Annotated in this window: 19 protein-coding genes; 7 read left to right on the forward strand and 12 right to left on the reverse strand. The window is 53.1% G+C overall.

Annotation, left to right across the window (positions count from 1 at the left end; all coding sequences use genetic code 11):
• Positions 1 to 7: 7 nt before the first annotated feature.
• The 7 genes from ACG1VR_RS17520 to ACG1VR_RS17550 all read right to left on the reverse strand — a co-directional run bounded on the left by ACG1VR_RS17520 (position 8) and on the right by ACG1VR_RS17550 (position 6,901).
• The gene (locus ACG1VR_RS17520; RefSeq protein WP_265438792.1) at positions 8 to 1,684 is read right to left on the reverse strand and encodes an ABC transporter permease subunit; all 1,677 of its coding nucleotides are present in this window, start codon (positions 1,682 to 1,684) and stop codon (positions 8 to 10) included.
• Between the two features lie 193 nt (positions 1,685 to 1,877).
• Complete coding sequence (locus tag ACG1VR_RS17525; protein ID WP_148374893.1) at positions 1,878 to 2,099, reverse strand: hypothetical protein; 222 nt, start codon at positions 2,097 to 2,099, stop codon at positions 1,878 to 1,880.
• Positions 2,100 to 2,562: 463 nt separating this feature from the next.
• Positions 2,563 to 3,462, reverse strand: coding sequence for a cation diffusion facilitator family transporter (locus ACG1VR_RS17530; RefSeq protein ID WP_395489421.1), 900 nt, complete (start codon positions 3,460 to 3,462; stop codon positions 2,563 to 2,565).
• 267 nt (positions 3,463 to 3,729) lie between these two features.
• On the reverse strand, positions 3,730 to 4,110 hold the full coding sequence (locus ACG1VR_RS17535; protein ID WP_172568161.1) for a DUF4354 family protein: 381 nt from the start codon (positions 4,108 to 4,110) through the stop codon (positions 3,730 to 3,732).
• Between the two features lie 174 nt (positions 4,111 to 4,284).
• Entirely contained in the window at positions 4,285 to 5,034 is a 750-nt protein-coding gene (gene pnuC / locus ACG1VR_RS17540) for a nicotinamide riboside transporter PnuC (RefSeq protein ID WP_395489423.1), read from the reverse strand.
• A gap of 9 nt (positions 5,035 to 5,043) precedes the next feature.
• The gene (locus ACG1VR_RS17545) at positions 5,044 to 5,697 is read right to left on the reverse strand and encodes a cysteine hydrolase family protein (protein ID WP_016535256.1); all 654 of its coding nucleotides are present in this window, start codon (positions 5,695 to 5,697) and stop codon (positions 5,044 to 5,046) included.
• A gap of 271 nt (positions 5,698 to 5,968) precedes the next feature.
• On the reverse strand, positions 5,969 to 6,901 hold the full coding sequence (locus ACG1VR_RS17550; protein ID WP_395489424.1) for a LysR family transcriptional regulator: 933 nt from the start codon (positions 6,899 to 6,901) through the stop codon (positions 5,969 to 5,971).
• A 103-nt stretch (positions 6,902 to 7,004) separates the two neighbouring features.
• Between ACG1VR_RS17550 and ACG1VR_RS17555 the strand changes: the two genes are divergently transcribed.
• The gene (locus ACG1VR_RS17555) at positions 7,005 to 8,183 is read left to right on the forward strand and encodes an MFS transporter (RefSeq protein ID WP_395489425.1); all 1,179 of its coding nucleotides are present in this window, start codon (positions 7,005 to 7,007) and stop codon (positions 8,181 to 8,183) included.
• A 49-nt stretch (positions 8,184 to 8,232) separates the two neighbouring features.
• On the opposite strand, the gene ACG1VR_RS17560 is transcribed toward ACG1VR_RS17555, so the two are convergent.
• Together ACG1VR_RS17560 and ACG1VR_RS17565 are read right to left on the reverse strand one after the other, a co-directional pair.
• Positions 8,233 to 9,519, reverse strand: a complete 1,287-nt coding sequence (locus ACG1VR_RS17560) for a DUF445 domain-containing protein (protein ID WP_172570316.1) — start codon at positions 9,517 to 9,519, stop codon at positions 8,233 to 8,235.
• Positions 9,519 to 10,427, reverse strand: coding sequence for a LysR substrate-binding domain-containing protein (locus tag ACG1VR_RS17565; RefSeq protein WP_395489426.1), 909 nt, complete (start codon positions 10,425 to 10,427; stop codon positions 9,519 to 9,521). Before ACG1VR_RS17565 ends, ACG1VR_RS17560 begins: the two co-directional genes overlap by 1 nt.
• A 164-nt stretch (positions 10,428 to 10,591) precedes the next feature.
• Between ACG1VR_RS17565 and ACG1VR_RS17570 the strand changes: the two genes are divergently transcribed.
• Positions 10,592 to 11,365, forward strand: coding sequence for an SDR family NAD(P)-dependent oxidoreductase (locus tag ACG1VR_RS17570; protein ID WP_395489427.1), 774 nt, complete (start codon positions 10,592 to 10,594; stop codon positions 11,363 to 11,365).
• 63 nt (positions 11,366 to 11,428) lie between these two features.
• On the opposite strand, the gene ACG1VR_RS17575 is transcribed toward ACG1VR_RS17570, so the two are convergent.
• Positions 11,429 to 11,779, reverse strand: coding sequence for a hypothetical protein (locus ACG1VR_RS17575; RefSeq protein WP_016535249.1), 351 nt, complete (start codon positions 11,777 to 11,779; stop codon positions 11,429 to 11,431).
• Positions 11,780 to 11,991: 212 nt separating this feature from the next.
• Between ACG1VR_RS17575 and uspG the strand changes: the two genes are divergently transcribed.
• Positions 11,992 to 12,423 carry a universal stress protein UspG gene (uspG, locus tag ACG1VR_RS17580; protein ID WP_016535247.1) on the forward strand — a complete coding sequence of 144 codons (432 nt, stop codon included), beginning with the start codon at positions 11,992 to 11,994 and terminating at the stop codon, positions 12,421 to 12,423.
• A gap of 38 nt (positions 12,424 to 12,461) precedes the next feature.
• Here uspG and ACG1VR_RS17585 read toward each other — a convergent pair whose 3' ends face one another.
• Both ACG1VR_RS17585 and ACG1VR_RS17590 read right to left on the reverse strand, forming a co-directional pair.
• Positions 12,462 to 13,847, reverse strand: coding sequence for an amidohydrolase family protein (locus ACG1VR_RS17585; protein WP_395489428.1), 1,386 nt, complete (start codon positions 13,845 to 13,847; stop codon positions 12,462 to 12,464).
• A 50-nt stretch (positions 13,848 to 13,897) separates the two neighbouring features.
• Positions 13,898 to 14,503, reverse strand: coding sequence for an ankyrin repeat domain-containing protein (locus tag ACG1VR_RS17590; protein WP_395489429.1), 606 nt, complete (start codon positions 14,501 to 14,503; stop codon positions 13,898 to 13,900).
• Positions 14,504 to 14,681: 178 nt separating this feature from the next.
• On the opposite strand from ACG1VR_RS17590, the gene ACG1VR_RS17595 reads away from it, so the two are divergent.
• The 4 genes from ACG1VR_RS17595 (at position 14,682) to fdnG (ending at position 20,236) form a co-directional block, all read left to right on the forward strand.
• A complete protein-coding gene (locus ACG1VR_RS17595) occupies positions 14,682 to 15,611 on the forward strand; it encodes a LysR substrate-binding domain-containing protein (protein ID WP_395489430.1) in 930 nt (309 codons plus the stop codon).
• 259 nt (positions 15,612 to 15,870) lie between these two features.
• A complete protein-coding gene (locus tag ACG1VR_RS17600) occupies positions 15,871 to 16,590 on the forward strand; it encodes a dienelactone hydrolase family protein (protein WP_395489431.1) in 720 nt (239 codons plus the stop codon).
• Positions 16,591 to 16,711: 121 nt separating this feature from the next.
• The gene (locus ACG1VR_RS17605; protein ID WP_172568171.1) at positions 16,712 to 16,963 is read left to right on the forward strand and encodes a DUF1158 family protein; all 252 of its coding nucleotides are present in this window, start codon (positions 16,712 to 16,714) and stop codon (positions 16,961 to 16,963) included.
• A 225-nt stretch (positions 16,964 to 17,188) separates the two neighbouring features.
• Positions 17,189 to 20,236: a formate dehydrogenase-N subunit alpha gene (gene fdnG, locus ACG1VR_RS17610; RefSeq protein ID WP_395489432.1), complete on the forward strand. Its 3,048-nt coding sequence runs from the start codon at positions 17,189 to 17,191 to the stop codon at positions 20,234 to 20,236.

Here is a 20,236-nt window from a genome sequence, read left to right on the forward strand (position 1 = left end):
TTAATAACTAATCAAATTTGAAGCGCGTCTCTGCGTAACGATACATAGGCTGCCAGACAAAAATAATGCACAGCAGAACCATGAAGCACATAGCCAGGCAGCCCAGAGCTTCCTGTGGGTTTTGGCCCGCATCACTGGCCAGAGAAATAAAGGCTCCGAGTCCGTGCGTCTGTAAGGTGATTTTCCCCCAGCTCAGCACTTCCGCTGCGATAGCGGTATTCCAGGCTCCACCAGCCGCAGAAATAACGCCGGTGACGATGTAGGGAAACACTGCCGGGAGCGTGAATCGGGTCCACCAGAGTAAGCCACGGAGATGAAACACCCGGCTTGCTTCCACGAGTTGACTTGGGATCATGGAAGTTCCGGCAATGACGTTAAACAGCACGTACCATTGCGTGCCCAACATAATCATTGGAATTGTCCAGGTGCCCAAATTCTGATGCCAGGCCACAATCATAAAGGCTATCAATGGATAAAAGACGTTGGCAGGCACCGCCGCCATCACCTGAATAATCGGCTGGAAAAAGCGCACAAGTTTTGGCCGCAGGCCAATCCACACACCCAGAGGTGTGAAGATAATTACGCTTAACACCATTGCTCCGATGACTCGAGCGGCGGTTAGCCCCATTAAACCAGGAAGTGAAGCCAGGTACTCCTTGGGAATAAACAGCCACAGCTGATGCCCGTAATAAATGCAGCCGACCACGATAGCCAGATACCAAAGGCTGGACCACAGCCAATTCATTTGCGCAAGGAAAGCAAAAAGTCGGTTTAGCTTTAGTCCATACCACGCTTTAGGCAGAACAAATAACCAGAATATGGACAACTTTTTACATGCGCGCCCTAAGCCAAGGCCTATATGCGATTGACTAAGGCATTGATAGAACCACGAGCCTGGAATTTTTCTGTCACTAACATCCTCATATTTGAACTGATGCGCATAGCGAACCAGCGGGCGGAATAGCAGTTGATCGAAGATGAGAATATTGATGATAAGGGCTAATACTCCCAGGATAACGCCGTTGAGGCTGCCATTCTGTAAAGCGATACCGATATACGAGCCAACCCCGGGTAAATTAGTACTGCCATCCCCTACGGTAAGCATCTCTGAAGCAACCAGCGCAAACCAGGCCGCGGACTGAGAGACCATCGTATTCCATAGCAAACCCGGGAACGAATAGATGAACCCCAGACGCCAAAATTTTTGCCATGGGTTATAACCAAAAGCCTCAGTGGCTTCGGATAACTCATCAGGCACGACCTTTAGCGTCTGATATAACGTCAGCATCATATTCCAGGCTTGTGCGGTAAAGACTGCGAAAATAGCCAGCCCTTCAAGCCCCATAACGCTGTGCGGATAAAGTCCGAGAAAAAATCCCGTCGTGAATGTCAGGAATCCGACTAAAGGCACCGACTCCATAAAATTTACGAAAGGTAAAATAACCCTCCTCATGGGAGCATATTTTGCTGCTAATACCGCAAACACTATCGAAAAGAGCATTGAGTAAAAAAGCCCAATAAGCAATCGCATAGTTGTGCGCAATGTGTAATAGGGGAGTAAATGATAGTCCAGGCTAACGTCAGGCAACGAGTGCCCGTCGAAAGGGGTGTGCATTCCCTGCCAACCATAAATGAACAAAATGATGCAGGCCGCTATAATAAAGCCAACAATCAGGTCGTTCACGACAGAAGTCTTCTTGCTTATGTGTGTTGTTAAAACATGCATAATAGGAAACTCCGCTCATTAACTTGCACGCATGAGGTTACCCTCGCTGAGCGCGAACGAATGAGACAAGATTAGATTTATTAAACCCTAAAAAGCCCTGGCGACTAAGATTTAGCCGTCAGAAACAGGCACCACCAGGGCTTATTACGAATTATGGCAATAGTGAGTTGATATTATCTTCAACGACACGTTGCCTTTTTTGTTTCAGTTTGAGCTGGAGCTTACCGGCAAATTGTCCCCATACCGTAAGCTTTTTATTGAAGGATGTATGAAATGGCGATGGTATTGACTGAACAGTGTCTGCCAACATTGAGAAAATGATTGTGCTTTTAGCATCAACATAAAACATGTAGCGCTTTGTGAGTAGCGACATACTACACCTCAACCTGAGTGCATAAAATGAAAGATCAATTTCCGGCAGTTTCATGGCAACTGCACAGACCGTCTCCATTGAATACACTGAGTCTCAATGTAGATAGTCAGCCCATATGTTCCTCTCTCGATGGAGGTTCATCAGAAATATTACAAGTCATAAATCTTCTCCTGTTCATTTTCACTTAAATGTGTGAGCGACAATTAGCGTAGCCGCGCTACCCGCCATTATATCTCTTCATCAGGGCTACCCGAGAGCTCCCCTTTTGAAAGACAGCCTATTATAACCCCTGGCATACTGTGGGAAATAAAAGAATAAGCTTCGGTTAGGAACCGTTTAGTTATGTCAAGATAGGAAATGATATGTCAAAACAATAATAATAACCGTAAATTGTGTATTACAACAATTTATAGGGAAATACATTTCAAACGGTAAAATAAATACGATAACAGTTACATAATACTTACCGGCAGTCGCTATCTTCGGGTTCAATATGGACCATGACATTGAGTACATCAAAAACGGCCATCACCCTTTTTCTGGCGTCTATCGCGATTTCATGGCCTTCCCGGATAGACAGATCCCCGTTGACTTCGATATGGACATCAACCAGAGCGTAGTCGCCCATTTTACGTGTTTTCAAATCATGAACTCCCTCCACACCTGTCGTAGACAACAGGCAAACCCTTATTTCATGTTCCAGTTCAGTATCAACAGAACGATCCATCAAATCCTGAAGAGCGTCAGAGGAGAAGTGATAGCCCATCCGGGCAATGAAGAGGCCGACAATCAGAGCAGCAATCGAGTCCATCATATGGAACCCCAGCATATTCCCGATAATGCCGATCGCCACAATGACCGACGAAGCCGCATCAGATCGAGCATGCCAGGCGTTCGCGATAAGCAAAGATGACTGAATGCGTTTGCCAACAAACAGCATATAGCGGAAAAGGGTCTCTTTTATCACCAGCGCGATTAGAGCTACCCATATTGCTAAGGGGTTTATCTCCTGAGGCAAGCTGTTATGAAGAAGTTTTCCCCCGGCCGACCAGATAGTACCCAGCCCCACTAAAAGAAGAATCGCCCCGATAATGAGCTTTCCGCCGTTTTCAAAGCGCAAATGGCCGTAGTGATGGTCGTCATCACACTCCTTCTGCCCTTTCTTATTAGCAATTAAAACGACAAAATCAGAAGAGAGATCTGAAAGAGAATGAATCCCATCTGCAATAAGCCCCTGCGAACCTGAAAAAACGCCGGCTATTATTTGGAATACAGACAGGAAAAAATTAATGCAGAGACTGACCAGCGTGCATTTTTTTGTTTCAGACGCACGTAACTGAGATTTATTATTATTTCCATTCATGACTTTCAATAACCATAATCATTCGATGGAGGTATTTTGCTGAACCTTTATTCAATTAACATTAAACACAGCGGCTTCATCAATCAGTAATTTTGTGTATTCTAAATAGTTGTCATTTACATTCTCTAATCATTCATGACTATCCATTGTCATGATATAAATTAAAAAATAGAGGATAGCCGCCAGGAGCCAAGGAAAATAAAAGAAGCGATTCAGGCTCGTTGAGTCAGTCAAAAGGTAGCAGCCCGAATGGGCTGCCAGTTACGGTTACTTACACTCACCGGAAAGGGTAATCAGCAACGCATCATTAACTTTCGCATCTTCGGAGGCGAAAACAGCGATACCTTTAGCCATTTTTCCTGCCTTCAGCTGGCCTTTAGCCAGAGCCTCATCCACGGTGTCGAGCTTAAATTCCTTATGGTCAGGAGAGATTGCTTTCAGACACACTTTGGAGAGATCAATATCCTTATCAGAGACGTTTGCAACCATCACTTCAAAGGTGTTGGTATAAGCGCTTTTTCCACCCACGGACATAGAACCGGTAGATTTATGGGTAGCATAAACGGCAATGTTTTCAGGTGTTGCAGCTACCGCGGAAAAGCAAAAACCGGCCAACGCCAGAGATGAAACAAGAGTAAGTACCTTCATCGTAAAATCCTTTCTTTAGGGTTAACATCTCAGTCACTGCGGATACCGCAGCCCAGCCTTAAGAGTAGTTGCCCTAACCTAAACCTCCCGTAAATTGCCGTCGATATGGTACCAACGCTTATCGTTTTAAAATCCGAACGCTGCAAGATGATGACGACTCTAAAGCGATCATCCTTACGGGGTTATGCTTATTTTCGCGCCCTGCTGCCCGCCCGCGTAGATTCGGTTTTCACGAGCAAGCTTGATCCAGTTCCACGTCCCGAAAGCGGCGATGAAGATAAGCAGCGTGTATTCCAGAGACATAAAGTAAACGCCCTGCTTCGCATACAGCCAGACCGAAAGTACGTCCAGCCCGCACCAGATTATCCAGTTCTCCACATACTTTTTGATCATCAACACCGTCGCCACAATCGACAAGATCATAATGGTGGAGTCCGCTATCGGGTAAGGATCGGGAATCGCTTCCGGGCGCTGTAACGTCACGCCGAAGAGCTGCAACACGCTAACCGCCACGTTGCTCAGCCAGATAAACACCGCATCAATATTCGCCGCCACCAGCGCGATGCACAGCACGCTGATGATCGAAACAACCAGGGTCTGTTTAACCGGCATCCACCTGACCACCATCGCAGGGCTGGCCGAATTGTCGCTTTGATACCACATGTACCAGCCGACAATATTGGCCACCAGGAAAAACACCTGTAGCAGCATGCTGGCATACAGCTGGATCTGGTAAAACACCAACGTGAACAGCAGCACGTTTAAAATGCCAAACAAATAATTGATGGTGATTTCGCGGCTGGCCAGCCAGATATTAATCAGCCCCAGAACGGTGCCGATAGCTTCAATCCACGAAAGATCGTAGCCGCCGGTGCCGAGGGGAATATGAACCATGATGTTGCGAATACTAAAAAGTTCGAGCATAGCGGCCTCTTATTTATTGTTATTTTGATTTAGCAGGGAAATAACCTGGCAGGTTGTGGCAACCCAGCCGTAGTTCTCTTCAATAACGCTCATGGACTCCACCATGCGTTTCTCGCTCATCGCCGCAATGGCATCGCTAACCGCGAGCGTGGCGTAGGCGTGGTTCCAGGCCTGGCGCACCGTATCTTCCACGCAGCACTCGGCCACCACGCCGGTAACGACCAGAGTATCGACTCCAAGCTGGGATAAATGCTCCCCTAGCGAAGTGCCATAAAAGCCGCCGTAGCCGTATTTAAAAATGGTGAATTCATTATTTTGGGGAGTTAGCTCATCAATAACCGCCGATCCATCGAGCTCGCCATCCACATCGCGGTAGCGGCGGGTAAAGCCGAGGCGGCAGGCCTGGGTGGTTTCATCAAGCAGGCTCATCCACGAGAATTTGCCTTCAAGGCGTCTTTTAGGATCGTTCTCCACCGCCAGCCACCTTAAAAAGACCACCGGCTGCCCTGTTTCGCGGAAATACTGCAATAGCGCTAAGTTGCGGCCAATAATATCCCTGCCGCCCGGCACCTCCAGCGGTGCTCCGTCCCGAATAAAGTCGTTCTGCATATCAACGATAATCAACGCTGGTTTTTTAATCGCGGGGAAATTATCTGTACTCATCTTCTTCTCCTGTTGCTTTAACAGGAGTTGAGCAAGCTTTGTGCCAGCTTCTGGCGGCTATTTTGGCGCATTAAGGCGGGGCTGTTTCTTTGCCTGGTTAAATTGGTCAGACGATATATTTCACTACTTAAGCGATCCTTTGCCTCTCGCCTGATTGCCCGCCAGGGGCCAGATTTGGCGTTTAGTGCCGGGGGAGGAAAACATCAGCTAAGGGCGTTAATGCACCAGAAAGCGCGGGTGCAAAGGCTGACTGCACCAGCGCGGCGCATAATTACTCTTCGCCGATGGAAAAGTTGCCTTTCAAATCACCGGCGTACTGGCGCAGAAATTCAATCAGCGCTTTCACCCGGGCCGGGAGGTAGTTTTGCCCGCTATACACAATCGAGAGCGCCAGCGGCGCGGCCTGATGCTCAAGCGCTACTTCGACCAGCTTTCCCTCCTGCAAATAGCGGGCGCAGGCCTGCTTCGCGAGGATGGCAAAACCCAGGCCAGCGACCGCTGCCTGAAAGGCCATTTCACCGCTGTTCACCCGGTAGTGCGCTTTAACGGCAACCTTCTTAAACCGCCCGCCGCTCATCATAAACTGCCACGCCTCGCCGTTGAGCGCGCTAACGGTAGTAATGCAGGGCAGCTGTTTTAGCTGCGCAATGCGCGTGGGGTGGCCAACTTTCTGCAACAGCTGCGGGGCGGCAACCACGCAGCAGGGGAACGTAAGCAAAGGAAGGGCAATGATGCTGCTGTCCGCCATCTTGCCGCGAGAGATAATCACTGCGAGGTCAATATCCTGCTTCAGCACTTCCTCACCGGCGAGGTTGGTGGTGCAGGAAATCTCCAGCAGCGGATGCAGAACGGCAAATTCGGCCATCGCTTTAGCAAATAGCGCCGGGCCAATCTCGTTGGGCACACACAGGCGAAGCTGCCCGGTGAGCTGATTTTGCTGGAGCGAAAGCGCCACTTCGGCGTCCGTCAGGGCATCCAGCATGGAGCCCATGCGGGTATAAAGCAGCTGCCCCGCCTCCGTCAATTTCAGGTGCCGGGTGGTGCGCTCGATCAATCTGAGGTTCAGCCGCTCCTCCAGTTGCTGCACCTGGCGGCTGACGTTCGAGGTCGGCATTCCCTGCGCTTTTGCGGCCCCGGAAAAGCTGCCGTGCTTTGCCACTTCAACAAAAACACGCAGGGCATTCAGGTCCATTTTCGGGCGCATTGATTATCCCATTATTGATAAAAATGATTGCTAATTTTAACGGCTAATCACCCTTTTCACCATATGACAAACTGTGTTCATCTCATTTTCACAGGCTCTGTATATGCTCCGCACTGACAATAAAAGACTCACGGTTATCGCCCTGACAATCGCTTTTCTGCAATTTACTAACGCGCTGGAATATATGGTTTTCAATCCCGTATTTACCTTTATGGCACCGGACTTTTCCGTGCCCGTCACCCGGTCCGGCTATATTACGGGGATCTACACCCTGGCGGCGGTCATTTCAGGGATTGGCGCTTTTTTATGGGTCGATAAGCTCAATAAAAAGCGCCTGCTTGTGAGCAATATGGCGCTGCTCGGGCTGCTGACGCTGGCTATCACCGCCACTTCCAGCTTTGGCATGCTGCTGGTGCTCCGCCTGCTGGCCGGTTTTATCGGGGGCACCACCATGGGCGTGGGCATTGGGCTAATGATTAACCTCACTCCACCGGCACAGCGCGCGAAGGTACTGGCGACGGTTCTCGCTTCTTTTTCAGCGGTGAGCATTGTCGGCATGCCCGCAGTGCTGTTTATTTGCAGCCATTTTCACTGGCATTTAGCGCTGGGCGTTATTGGCCTGCTGTGCTTTATTTCATCGGCGCTGATGATAGTTTTTGTGCCTAAGGAACCGCGCCTGGAAGGAACCGCAGGGCGTCTGAAAATCACCCCGGAGCTGCTGCTTTTTGCTTCCGCCACCGGGCTGGCGCAGTTCAGCCCAATGCTGATTATCCCGGTGCTGGTCCCACTATTAATCCAGAGAATGCAGGCCGCAGAGGGGAATTTAGCGTGGCTATTTTTGCTGGGCGGTATTGCCGGGCTTCTGGCAACAAAGCTTACCGGCAAGCTGGCCAATAAATATTCTGCTTTTTGCATCACGCTGCTTTCAGGCGCGTTTTACCTCGCGGCTTTTACTCTGCCGCTGTCCGGCTCTGCGGCGGGCTGGCTGTTTATGGTTATCTTTATCAGCACCTCTTATTGCCGCCTTGTAGCCAGTTCTGTTGTCTCTATCCGTTACCCTAAAGACGAGTGGCGAGCCGGGTTCAACTCGCTGCAAACCGCAATTATGCATTTGCTGACCGCTCTGGCATTTTTCATCCCGGCCATCATCTTTCCGGCTACGGAGATGACAACACGCTCGCTTAACCAGCTGCTGCTCCTGGCCGCAGCCAGCTCCGCCCTGCTGCCGCCGTTTATTTGGCTGCTGGAAAAAAGGCTGGCGAGAACTCAACTGGCGGATTAACAGCCCCAGGGCAAAGCTCAAAGCACGGAGCCGCAAACCGCTCCGTGCCTTAAAAATGAATGCCCCACCCCGCCATCAGGCCCGGCAGTTGAGAAAGCAGGTATAGCAGCAGCCCAACCGTGCCGCCCACCAGCGTGCCGTTGATGCGGATAAATTGCAGATCTTTGCCAATATTAAGCTCAATCTGGCGCGACATATCTTTTGCATCCCAGCTTTTTACCGTGTCGCTGATGTGGCGGGTAAGAAACGCGGAAAAGTCCGGCGCAACCTGCCTTGCAGCCTGCTCAAGGTGCTCGTTAAGCGAGGCGCGCAGGGAAGCATCCGCCATCAGCGTTTCACCCAGCCATTGCCCGGCTTCGGCAATACGTTTTTGCACTCTCGAGTCATCGCTGGCGATATCCGCCTTCAGCCAGCCGCGCAGGTCGTTCCACAGCTCGCCCAGGTAGAGATTAAATTTCTCGTCCCCTTTCAGATACTCTTTGATGCTTTCCGCTTTCGCCGCCATTTCAGGATCGTTTTTCAGATTTTCGATCAGGCGCTGAACGGCGCGGTCGAAAGCGCCGCGAATTTGATGCGCACGATCCTGGCTAACATCATCAAGCAAAGAATTTACCGCGTCCGTCACCAGCTCCGCGCTCTGCTCGCCCAGCCATTCGGTTGGCAGCACTTTAGCTTTGATCGGATGCTCGGTTTCCAGCCAGTGTACTATCTGGTGGGCGATAAACGCCCGGCTTGAAGGTTTGGCAAGCAGCGTCAGAAGTTGAGCAATAACCGAGTCCAGCAGCGCCTGGTGCCGATTATTTTTGGTCAGGCTCTCCAGCAGCAATGCGCTGGAGTAGCTCAGGTCGACTTTATCAATCGCCTTATGCACCGCCCTACGAATAAGCCCCTGAATGCGGGCATCATCGGTTAGCGACAGAAAGGCCTCCATCACCTTGAGCAAATGCTGCCCCACGCGCCGCGCGTTATCCGGCTGGCTGAACCAGGCGCCCATCATCTGGGCCGGTTCGTGACGGCGGATAAGGTTAATTAGCGACTGGGTATCAAGAAATTTCTCCTGAACAAAGACGCCGAGATTGTCGCCAATCCGGTCTTTATTACGCGGAATAATCGCCGTATGGCGGGAAATAAACGGGATCGGCACGCGGCGAAAAAGCGCCACCACGGCAAACCAGTCCGCCAGCGCGCCGACCATAGCGGCCTCAGAAATAGCCTTCAGGCCGCTAACCCAGAAACCGGGCGGCATAAACAGAGTTGCGATAAATACGGCGGCAGCAATCAGCAGTAATGAGAGAGCCAGCCGCTTCGCGCGCTTTAATTCAGTCAGTTTTTCCATCATTTAATCGTAGCGCCCACATCGGCCACCAGCCAGTCGTGGAACAGCGAGACCTCCTGGCGGCGGGTCGATCTTTCTGAACGGACTATAAAATAAGACCAGCGAAGCGGCCATTTATGCTGCGGGAACAGCTGGCGCAGCTGCCCATGCTCAATCAGCTGCTGCACCAGAGCTTTGCGTACAACCGCCACGCCGCGCCCGCTCAGCGCCGCCAGTATCACCGCAGACGTGGAGTTGATGTGTAGCCCATTTTGCTGCGATGCCGGTACGCCGATATTTGCCAGAATCCTCTCCCACGTGGGGAAATCCGCGCCGGGATGAGGCGTGTCATCAAAGATAAGCTTTTGCTTCGACAGACAGTCGGCCTCGGTAACGCCGCCCAGCAGCTGCGGGCTACATACGATAACCGCCTCCTCATCCATCAGCCATGTTGACTGCAATCCGGGCCAGTTTCCGGGGCCGCAGCGGATACCCACGTCGGCCTCACCGTGCAGCACGTCGGTCAGTTTTTCGGTGACGTTGAGGCGCAGATCGATGCTGTCGTGCTGCTCTGAAAAGCGGTTTAACCGCTCCATCAGCCAGTTCATCATCAGCACCTGCGAAGCCGTGATAACCACGACCGCTCTGGCCCTCGCGCCCCGCAGTTTGTTAAGGCCCTGCTCCAGGCTGTCCAGCCCGGCGGTGATGTCCTGCAACGCTTCTTTTGCTTCGGCTACCAGGCTAAGCCTTTCTTTGCCGCTGCGGGTGCGGTGCAGCAGCGGATGGCCTACCCATTCCTCCAGCGAACGAACCAGTTGCCCGACCGCCGCAGGCGTGACGCCCAGCTCCTCTGCCGCCCCGGTAAAGCTGCCGTGGCGCGCGGCTGCTTCAAACGCGTGCAGCCATTTAAGACAGTTTAGCGACCTCATCTTTTTTCTCTATTCGCTCACATTGCTTACAAGATAGTTTTTCTTTCTCGTTATACAAGTTCTTATGCTTCGCCACGCCGGGGGGAGGCTGGCATTCTGAGCCCATTCCGGAGCGCCAGAACGGGCTGCTCTCCTGTTATTCAGTAAAATAAAACGAGGTCACAATGTCCGCATCATTTGTTGGTAAAAAACTTTTAGTTGTTGGCGGCACCAGCGGCATGGGCCTGGAAAGCGCCCGTATGGTGCTGGAAAACGGCGGCAAAGTTGTGCTGGTAGGCAACCGGGCAGAGAAAGCCGAGCAGGCACGCCAGGCGCTCTCCGCTCTGGGCGAAGTGTCGGTCATCGTGGCCGACCTGATGAGCCGCGAAGGTATGCAGAGCGTGATAAGCGCGATTAACGCTGAGCATCGTGACATCAGCCTGCTGGTGAACGCCGCCGGGGTTTTCTTCCCAAAACCGTTTATCGAGCATGAAGAAGCCGACTACGACATGTATATGAACATTAACCGCGCAACATTCTTCATCACTCGCGAAGTGGTGAAAAACATGGTGGCCGCCGGGACTAAAGGTTCTATCGTGAATATCGGTTCCATGTGGGCGCAGCAGGCCATCGGCGCAACGCCTTCTTCCGCCTATTCAATGGCAAAAGCCGGTTTGCACGCTTTGACTAAGAATCTCGCCATTGAGCTTGGGCCGCAGGGCATCCGCGTCAATGCTGTTTCTCCGGCGGTGGTGCACACGCCGATTTATGAAGGTTTTATTCCTAAAGAAGATGTCACGGGCGTGATGGGCAGTTTTGACAGCTTCCACCCGATTGGCCGCGTAGGCACTCCGCGCGATGTGGCAGAAGTGGTGAGCTTCCTGCTGTCCGACAATACCAGCTGGGTTACCGGCGCGCTGTGGGACGTGGACGGCGGCGTAATGGCTGGGCGCAACTAAGCTGTCATGCCGATAAAACAGAAAAAGCGCCCCAGAGGCGCTTTTTTGCTATCAACCCGGCAATTACTGAGCGTAGGTTCGGCAATTATCCGCGTTGAGGATTAACCCCACGCGGCTGGCAGCAACCTGGTTTTCAGTGTGCGTACCGGCAAAGGCAAAGCCCTTTTTCACCAGATTAACGGTGTAATATTTGTTGTACATAAATGCCCAGACGATCATCGCGATCATCGAGCCAATCCCAAGAGTAATGAACCCCAGGATCAGCAACACAACAAATACGCCGATAAAGGTAATGAAGTCCTTACGGAACAGCGCAGGGAACGAGCCAAAAAACAGTGTAGTCCATGAAAAACCATAGAAGCCGGTTACCGTTTCACCGGTACGCGGGTTCTGCATCAGGATCTTTGTAGCCATCCAGAATCATCCTCGGTATTAATTTGATATTTTTATGTCCGGCCTTAAAAACAGCCGTAACCGGCGTATCATACAAACAATTGCCCCCATTTTGATAGCCGCTAATTTAAATAGGTTTATTAACACGCAGATCGCAAACCAGATGAAATCAAACTGATTTCTCAGGCCGTTAGTGCCAGGATTACTGAAACGTTACCAAAAGGAGATTAACGATGTATAAAACCATCTTAATGCCGGTGGATGTTTTTGAAATGGAACTCACCGATAAAGCCATTCGTCACGCTGAATACCTCGCGAAAGAGTCCTCCGGCACCATCCACCTGCTGTACGTTCTGCCCAAATCCCCGCTGTTTAATACCCACGGTTTTTCTTCTGATATCCGCAAGTTCGACGAATACCTGAAGAAAAATGCCGAAGAAAAAATGGAGGAATTGCGCGGGCATTTCTCGCTGCCCAAAGAACGCGTAATTGTCGATATTCGCTACGGCTCGGTGCGCGACGAAGTAAACGAACTGGCTCAGGAAATTCATGCCGACGTGATTATTGTTGGCTCAAGGAATCCTTCGGTTTCAACCCATCTGCTGGGGTCTAACGCCTCGAGTATTATTCGACACGCGCATTTCCCGGTCTTTGTTATCCGCTAACGGGAATAAATAGCCTGCTTGCGCAGGCTATTTTGTTTTTAGCTAACGTTTCCCCACACCAGGTTGCCCTGATGGAACGTCGCGGTACGCGGGGAGATACGCGCCACCGCCTCCGCCGAACAAGAAGCATCCACCAGCACAAAATTCGCCTCATCCTGCGGCTTCGGCCAAACCTGCTCGCCTTTATCGTTCAGCGGCAAAATATTGCCGGTGGCAATCGCAAGGGAACGCGACAGGCTAAGCTCGCTCGGGCGAACATAAAGCTGCGCATAGAGGTTGGCTTTTTCCAGCATGTCGCCCAGGCCATACGGCGACCAGTGATCGATAACGCTGTCGGTGCCGGTCATCACCATTACGCCTTTCTGCTGCAACTGCTTGAGCGGCATATGCAGAGTGCCCATCGGCACCGTTGAGGCGATGGAAATCTGCTGCGCCGCCATGCGCGTGGCAATCTCGTCCACCTGCTGCGGGGTGAGCGTTGCCAGCGCAAAGCCGTGGCTGATGGTCAGCCTGCCCTTAAGCTGAGGCGTTTTTTCAACCGTCTCAACCATATAATTCACCGCCGCCACGCCTGCCGGGCTGGTTTCGTGCAGGTGAATGTCCACCCCTTTGTTGTAGTCGAGCGCTATCTGGAACATGGTGTCGAGGGATTTTTCCATCGCCCCGTCCACGTTGGTCGGGTCCAGGCCGCCAACATAATGCGCCCCGGCCTGCATCGCTTCCCGCATCAGCGGCTCGGATTTAGACAGCAACAGGCCGTGCTGAGGAAAAGCCACGATTTCACAGCTCAGTCCGGCTTTCCTCTGCTCCAGCACCGCCATCAGGTTTTCGAGGTTTTTAAGGCCGGAAACCGGCTCAATATTGCAGTGGCTGCGCGCCACGGTAGAGCCTTTCGACTGGATCAGGTCGATAAGTTTCCCGGCACGTTCGCGGGTATACGGCTGGAGTTCGGGCAAAATTTTCCGCTCATAGGCAATCATGTCCATGATGGTGGTGCCTTCCGGGCGGTTATGTACCTGCCACGGGCCGCCGTAGAAGGTTTTATCGAGGTGGATATGCATATCGCGCATCGCCGGGAGCAGCAATTTACCGCCCGCGTCATAGGCGTGCAGCGCGCCGTCCGGGTGCGATTTGTTGGCGTGCAGGGCAGCAATTTTACCGTCTTTAATTTCTAGCGTAGTCAGCACCGTGCGGGTACTGACGGCCACGCCGTCCTGGTAGTTAAACCCGTTTTCAAGCAGCACGTTATCCAGATAATAGTGCTTTTCGCTAATGGCGCTCATGCGGTTGTCGTTCTCACAAAGGGTTGCAGGTGCTTTCGCGGCCCAGGCGGTGGTTCCCGTTGCGCCAAAAATGGCACAGGCTGCGGCAACTGTGCCCGTGCCGCTGAGGAAGTCGCGACGGCTTTTTTCAATTTCAGTCATTTTTATTTTTCTGCCTTGAAGAGTGAAGACCAGAGATAGAGGTAAAGCGATTAGGCCCCTGCGTTAATCAGCAGTTGTGCGATTTCGCGGAAGCCTTTTTCATTAGTCAACTCCAGCGGAGTTTTGCCGTATTTATCCGTCATATGCGGGTTAGCGCCGTGCTCCAGCAGAAGCTGCACAATCTCCTGCTGCTTCTCTGCGCCATCGTTTAAGACGATAGCTTCAAGCAGCGGCGTCCAGCCGAGGAAGTTGGTGTGGTTGACGTTAATTTCGGTGTGCGCCAGCAGTTCACGCACAATTTCAACGTGCCCTTTTTCGCTGGCAGGCGTGATGCCTACGCCGCCGAAACGAGTCAGACGCGTCAGGTCAGGCTTAGCGGGTAACACCAGGCGCAGCAACCTGAGATCGTTATTCAGGCAGCTCAGCAGGAACGGGTTAAAGCAGGTTTCATCCTGCATGTTGATGTCCGCTCCGGCGTCAATCAGCAGCGCCACGCAGTCATATTGTTGATTGAGGCTGGCTATTGTGACCGCCGTTCTGCCCTGGCGGTTGGTCACGTTTATCTCCACGCCCTGCCCGAGGCATTTTTTTAGCGTCGCGGTGTCGCCCCTTACGGCTGCCGTCAGAAACTCGGTAACCAGCTGTTTTTCAGACATTGTGTTCTCCTGTCGTGCGCTGTAATTCCTGATATTTGAGAATACCAACCGTCCCGGTTGAATAACATCCGCTTAAAAAAGATTCATCGCCGGAGGCGCTATTGTTGAATGAGTTTTAACAATCATCCTGTCGCTTGTGTCAAAATCCCGCTAACCACCGCCGTGAAGAGGGAACGACGTGAACTCAATCTTTACCGAAGAGAATTTGCAGGCATTTACCTGCGCCGCGCGCTACGGCAGCTTCAGCAGGGCGGCCGAAGAGCTGGGTCTCACCACTTCCGCTATCAGTTACACCATCAAGCGGATAGAAACCGCGCTCAACGTGACGCTGTTTATCCGCAACACCCGCAATATTGAGCTGACCGAATCCGGGCTTTATTTCTACCGTAAAGCCAGAGACCTGCTGAATGATTTTCAGGGTATTAAGCGGGGGATCGATACCATTTCGCAGGGGATTGAGGCTAAAGTCAGAATTTGTATTAACCATCTGCTGTACACCCCGCACCACACGGCGAGGCTGCTGCAAATCCTCAAACAGCGCTTCCCCGGCTGCCAGATTGCCATCACAACCGAGGTTTATAACGGCGTCTGGGATGCGATGATTAATAATCAGGTCAATATCGCCATCGGCGCACCGGATGCCCTGCTGGGCGGAGGCGGGATTGATTACACCGAAATCGGCGCCATCCGCTGGGAGTTCGCCGTTGCGCCCGCTCATCCGCTGGCAAACGCTCAGGAGCCCATCCCCGAAAGCCAGCTCAGGCTCTACCCCAATATCATGGTGGAAGACACCGCCTCGACGATTAATAAGAAAGTGGGCTGGCTGCTGCACGGCCAGGAAGTGATTGCCGTACCGGACTTCGCTACCAAATGCCAGTGCCAGATCCTCGGGGAAGGCATTGGCTTCCTGCCGGATTATATGGTGCGTGAGGCGCAAAACAGCGGGCTGCTGGTCACCCGGAAGGTACACAACCCTCGCCAGCACTCGCGTATGCTGCTTGCCACCCAGCACGCCGCAACGGGTCAGGTTACCCGCTGGATCAAACAGCAGTTCGCCGCAGGCGGAGTACTGGCCGAGCTTTACCGGGACCTGATACCCCAGGATTAACTTCGCCAGTACGTCCGGCAATTCACCTTTAAAAAGGCAGCCACGGCAATAAATAACGGGGTGATAAGCTCACCCCGCAAACCCTGCATTACAATTTCTGACAGAAAAAACCATCTGCTAACACATAAAGCTTTTTTAAATTTAATTAGATAGCAATTCATGCGCTTGAGTTTTTAATAAATTGCTAATTCCTTAGCGCTATGAAAATAATTAAGGTTCACCTGCAAGAGAACCATAATTTATTTAGGGGTTAATACCGATGTCGGAAATTATTTCAGCGCCATTTTTATATCAAGTCGATAATCAAACCTTTGAAGGATCTCTGGTGTATGCCGAAAAGGAGAGCGCGGAGCGCCCCGGCATTTTAATTGCGCCAAACTGGATGGGCGTGAGCGCCGCCGCCATCGAGCAGGCAAAATCCATTGCGGCTCAGGGATATGTGGTGCTGGTTGCCGACCTGTACGGCCAGGGCAAACGCCCGACCAACGCGGACGAAGCCGGTGCCCTGATGATGGAAGTGAAAGATACTCCGGCAGAAGTGGGCCGCATGCGCGCCGCGCTGGACTCTCTTGCCGCCCAGAAAACGGCACCTGTTGCCGCCGGTAAACTGGCGGTCGCGGGCTTCTGCTTTGGCGGCCATTGCGCGCTTGAGCTGGCAAGAAGCGGCGTAGATATCAAAGCTGCGGTCTCCTTCCACGGAACGCTGGATACCAAAAAAACCAGCGCTGCCGGAGATATCAAAGCCTCCGTACTGGTGCTGGACGGCGCGGAAGATCCGCTGGTACCGCGCGAGCAACTGAGCGCGTTCGCCACTGAAATGAACGCCGCCTCCGTAGACTGGCAGCTCGTCAGCTACGCCGGAGCGGTGCATTCCTTCACCGACCCGGGCGCGAATGTTGACGGCGTGGCCAAATATCACCCGGAAGTGACCAAACGCGCATTTACCCGTATGTACAGCCTGCTGAACGAAGTGTTTTAAGCGTTCTTTTCTCCGCTGGCCTTCCAACCGGGAGGCCGCTTTCTTCCTCCCCCTCACCCGGTTTGCACCCGCGCCCGCTTTCCCGGACAATAGCTTCTTTTAGCCTCAGGTTAACAACGTCATGAACCATCCACACCAAGCGCTGTTAAGCGCGGGCGGCATTCTGCTGCTGGCTTTCCTGTCCTGCCTGCTGCTTCCGGCCCCGGCGTTAACCCTGACGCTGGCGCAAAAGCTGATTGATACCTTCCATCTCGCCGACCTCAGCCAGCTGTACATAATCCTGTTCTGCGCATGGTTCCTTGCACTCGGCGTTATCGAGTATTACGTGCTGCGTTTTATCTGGCGGCGCTGGTTCTCTTTTACCCGCCTGTAATTTTCCGCGCTGGCCGATATCAAAAACGTGCCGCCTTATTTGCAGAGCGGCACTTTACCCCTCTCGCCAATAACCACACACCAAATGGCTATCTATTTAACACAATAGATAACACCTTGTGGGTAACCGCATACCCAATGTTTATCGAGTTGATTTCACGCAATATTTGAACGGCCATAGTTGTTATTTTCGCCGCACGAATAACGTCATACCGATGAGATTACGATGAACGTCAGCCGCAGAAAATTTTTTAAAATCTGCGCCGGCGGGATGGCTGGTACAACGGCGGCAGTTTTGGGCTTTGCGCCAAAAACCGCGCTGGCGGAGACGCGCAATTACAAATTGCTGCGTGCGAAAGAAACCCGTAATAGCTGTACTTACTGTTCCGTGGGCTGTGGATTATTGATGTATAGCCTCGGAGACGGCGCAAAAAACGCCAAATCCAGCATTTTCCATATTGAAGGCGACCCGGATCACCCGGTTAACCGCGGCGCGCTTTGCCCCAAAGGGGCTGGCCTGCTCGACTATATTCACAGCGACAGCCGCCTGCGCTACCCGGAGTACCGCGCGCCGGGTTCTGATAAATGGCAGCGCATCAGCTGGGATGAAGCGTTTTCACGCATCGCCCGCCTGATGAAAGATGACCGTGACGCTAACTTCGTCGAGAAAAATGAGCACGACGTCACCGTTAACCGCTGGCTTTCAACCGGCATGCTGTGCGCTTCGGCGGCCAGCAATGAAACCGGGATGCTCACGCAAAAATTTGCCCGCTCTTTGGGCATGCTGGCGGTAGATAACCAGGCGCGCGTCTGACACGGACCAACGGTAGCAAGTCTTGCTCCAACATTTGGTCGCGGTGCGATGACCAACCACTGGGTTGATATCAAAAACGCCAACGTGGTGATGGTGATGGGCGGCAACGCCGCTGAAGCCCACCCGGTCGGTTTCCGCTGGGCGATGGAAGCCAAAAACAACAACGACGCCACGCTGATTGTGGTCGATCCGCGCTTTACCCGCACCGCTTCGGTGGCGGATATCTATGCGCCGATCCGCTCCGGAACCGACATTACCTTCCTGTCGGGCGTTATCCTGTACCTGATTTCCAACGGTAAAATTAACGCCGAATACGTCAAACACTACACCAACGCGGCGCTGCTGGTACGCGACGACTTCAGCTTTGAAGACGGCCTGTTCAGCGGCTACGACGACGAAAAACGCCAGTACGATAAAACCAGCTGGAACTACCAGTTCGACGAAAATGGCTTCGCCAAACGCGACGACACGCTGAGCCACCCGCGCTGCGTGTGGAACTTGCTCAAACAGCACGTTGCCCGCTATACGCCGGACGTGGTTGAGAACATTTGCGGCACGCCTCAGGCGGATTTCCTCAAAGTTTGCGAAGTGCTGGCCTCAACCAGCGCGGCGGACCGCACCACCACGTTCCTCTACGCTCTGGGATGGACGCAGCATACCGTTGGCGCCCAGAACATCCGTACTATGGCGATGATCCAGCTGCTGCTCGGTAATATGGGCATGGCGGGCGGCGGCGTTAACGCCCTGCGCGGCCACTCCAACATTCAGGGTTTGACCGACCTCGGCCTGCTCTCCACCAGCCTGCCGGGCTACCTGACGCTGCCGTCTGAGAAGCACACCGACCTGCAAACGTACCTTGCGGCTAATACGCCAAAAGCCACGCTGCCGGGCCAGGTGAACTACTGGGGCAACTATCCGAAGTTCTTCGTCAGCCTGATGAAAGCGTTCTACGGCGATGATGCCCGCAAAGAGAATGGCTGGGGCTTCGACTGGCTGCCGAAGTGGGATCAGTCCTATGACGTGCTGAAATACTTCGACATGATGGACCGCAACCAGGTCACCGGCTATATCTGCCAGGGCTTTAACCCGGTGGCCTCGTTCCCGGACAAAAACAAAGTTGTTGCCAGCCTCAGCAAGCTGAAGTACCTGGTGATTATCGACCCGCTGGTCACGGAAACCTCCAATTTCTGGCAGAACCACGGCGAGATGAACGACGTTGACCCGGCCAGTATTCAGACCGAAGTGTTCCGCCTGCCGTCCACCTGCTTTGCGGAAGAAGATGGATCCATCGCCAACTCCGGCCGCTGGCTACAGTGGCACTGGAAGGGTGCGGACGCGCCGGGAGAAGCGCTGAACGACGGAGAGATCCTCGCCGGGCTTTACCACCAGCTGCGCCAGATGTACCGGGCCGAAGGCGGTAAAGGCATCGAGCCGCTGATGAAAATGGGCTGGAATTATCATCAGCCTGATAAGCCAGAATCGGAAGAGATTGCCAAAGAAAACAACGGCTACGCGCTGGAAGACCTGTTTGATGCCAGCGGGACTCTGTTGGCGAAAAAAGGCCAGCTGCTGGACTCCTTTGCGCTGCTGCGTGACGACGGCTCTACCGCTTCCGCTTGCTGGATTTACGCCGGGAGCTGGACCGCCAAAGGCAACCAGATGGCGAACCGCGATAATGCCGATCCTTCCGGGCTGGGGAACACCCTCGGCTGGGCGTGGGCGTGGCCAATGAACCGCCGCGTGCTGTACAACCGCGCCTCCGCCGACCCACAAGGCAAGCCGTGGGACGCGAAACGAATGCTGATCGAATGGAACGGTACGAAATGGGTCGGGAACGACATCCCGGACTTCAGCACTGCGGCACCGGGCAGCGGCGTTGGGCCGTTTATCATGCAGCAGGAAGGTCTGGGACGCCTGTTCGCCCTGGACAAACTCGCCGAAGGGCCGTTCCCGGAGCACTACGAGCCGTTTGAAACGCCGCTCGGCACCAACCCGCTGCACCCGAACGTAGTCTCTAACCCGGCGGCGCGTCTCTACGAAGCCGACGCCAAACGCATGGGCCGCAAGCAGCAGTTCCCTTACGTCGGCACCACTTATCGCCTGACCGAGCATTTCCACACCTGGACCAAGCACGCGCGGCTTAACGCCATCGCCCAGCCGGAACAATTTGTGGAAATCAGCGAGCGCCTGGCGAAGGCAAAAGGGATTGCTAACGGTGATTGGGTCAGGGTCAGCAGTAAACGCGGCTTTATTAAGGCCGTGGCGGTAGTGACCCCGCGCCTGCAAACCCTGCATGCAGGAGGCCAGGAGGTTGAAACCGTCGGCATCCCGCTGCACTGGGGCTTTGAGGGTGCGGCCCGCAAGGGTTATCTCGCGAACACCCTGACGCCGTCCATTGGCGACGCCAACTCGCAAACGCCGGAATACAAGGCGTTTCTGGTCAACATTGAGAAGGCGTAA

The sequence above is a fragment of the Cedecea davisae genome, from assembly GCF_044095835.1.
In the GTDB taxonomy this organism is placed as follows: domain Bacteria; phylum Pseudomonadota; class Gammaproteobacteria; order Enterobacterales; family Enterobacteriaceae; genus Cedecea; species Cedecea davisae.

Bases quoted from the DNA above. Each gene is read 5' to 3' on its own strand.
- ACG1VR_RS17525 (WP_148374893.1), bottom strand. From the start codon at position 2,099: ATGTCGCTACTCACAAAGCGCTACATGTTTTATGTTGATGCTAAAAGC.
- ACG1VR_RS17530 (WP_395489421.1), bottom strand. From the start codon at position 3,462: ATGAATGGAAATAATAATAAATCTCAGTTACGTGCGTCTGAAACAAAA.
- ACG1VR_RS17535 (WP_172568161.1), bottom strand. From the start codon at position 4,110: ATGAAGGTACTTACTCTTGTTTCATCTCTGGCGTTGGCCGGTTTTTGC.
- pnuC (WP_395489423.1), bottom strand. From the start codon at position 5,034: ATGCTCGAACTTTTTAGTATTCGCAACATCATGGTTCATATTCCCCTC.
- ACG1VR_RS17545 (WP_016535256.1), bottom strand. From the start codon at position 5,697: ATGAGTACAGATAATTTCCCCGCGATTAAAAAACCAGCGTTGATTATC.
- ACG1VR_RS17550 (WP_395489424.1), bottom strand. From the start codon at position 6,901: ATGCGCCCGAAAATGGACCTGAATGCCCTGCGTGTTTTTGTTGAAGTG.
- ACG1VR_RS17555 (WP_395489425.1), top strand. From the start codon at position 7,005: ATGCTCCGCACTGACAATAAAAGACTCACGGTTATCGCCCTGACAATC.
- ACG1VR_RS17560 (WP_172570316.1), bottom strand. From the start codon at position 9,519: ATGGAAAAACTGACTGAATTAAAGCGCGCGAAGCGGCTGGCTCTCTCA.
- ACG1VR_RS17565 (WP_395489426.1), bottom strand. From the start codon at position 10,427: ATGAGGTCGCTAAACTGTCTTAAATGGCTGCACGCGTTTGAAGCAGCC.
- ACG1VR_RS17570 (WP_395489427.1), top strand. From the start codon at position 10,592: ATGTCCGCATCATTTGTTGGTAAAAAACTTTTAGTTGTTGGCGGCACC.
- ACG1VR_RS17575 (WP_016535249.1), bottom strand. From the start codon at position 11,779: ATGGCTACAAAGATCCTGATGCAGAACCCGCGTACCGGTGAAACGGTA.
- uspG (WP_016535247.1), top strand. From the start codon at position 11,992: ATGTATAAAACCATCTTAATGCCGGTGGATGTTTTTGAAATGGAACTC.
- ACG1VR_RS17585 (WP_395489428.1), bottom strand. From the start codon at position 13,847: ATGACTGAAATTGAAAAAAGCCGTCGCGACTTCCTCAGCGGCACGGGC.
- ACG1VR_RS17590 (WP_395489429.1), bottom strand. From the start codon at position 14,503: ATGTCTGAAAAACAGCTGGTTACCGAGTTTCTGACGGCAGCCGTAAGG.
- ACG1VR_RS17600 (WP_395489431.1), top strand. From the start codon at position 15,871: ATGTCGGAAATTATTTCAGCGCCATTTTTATATCAAGTCGATAATCAA.
- ACG1VR_RS17605 (WP_172568171.1), top strand. From the start codon at position 16,712: ATGAACCATCCACACCAAGCGCTGTTAAGCGCGGGCGGCATTCTGCTG.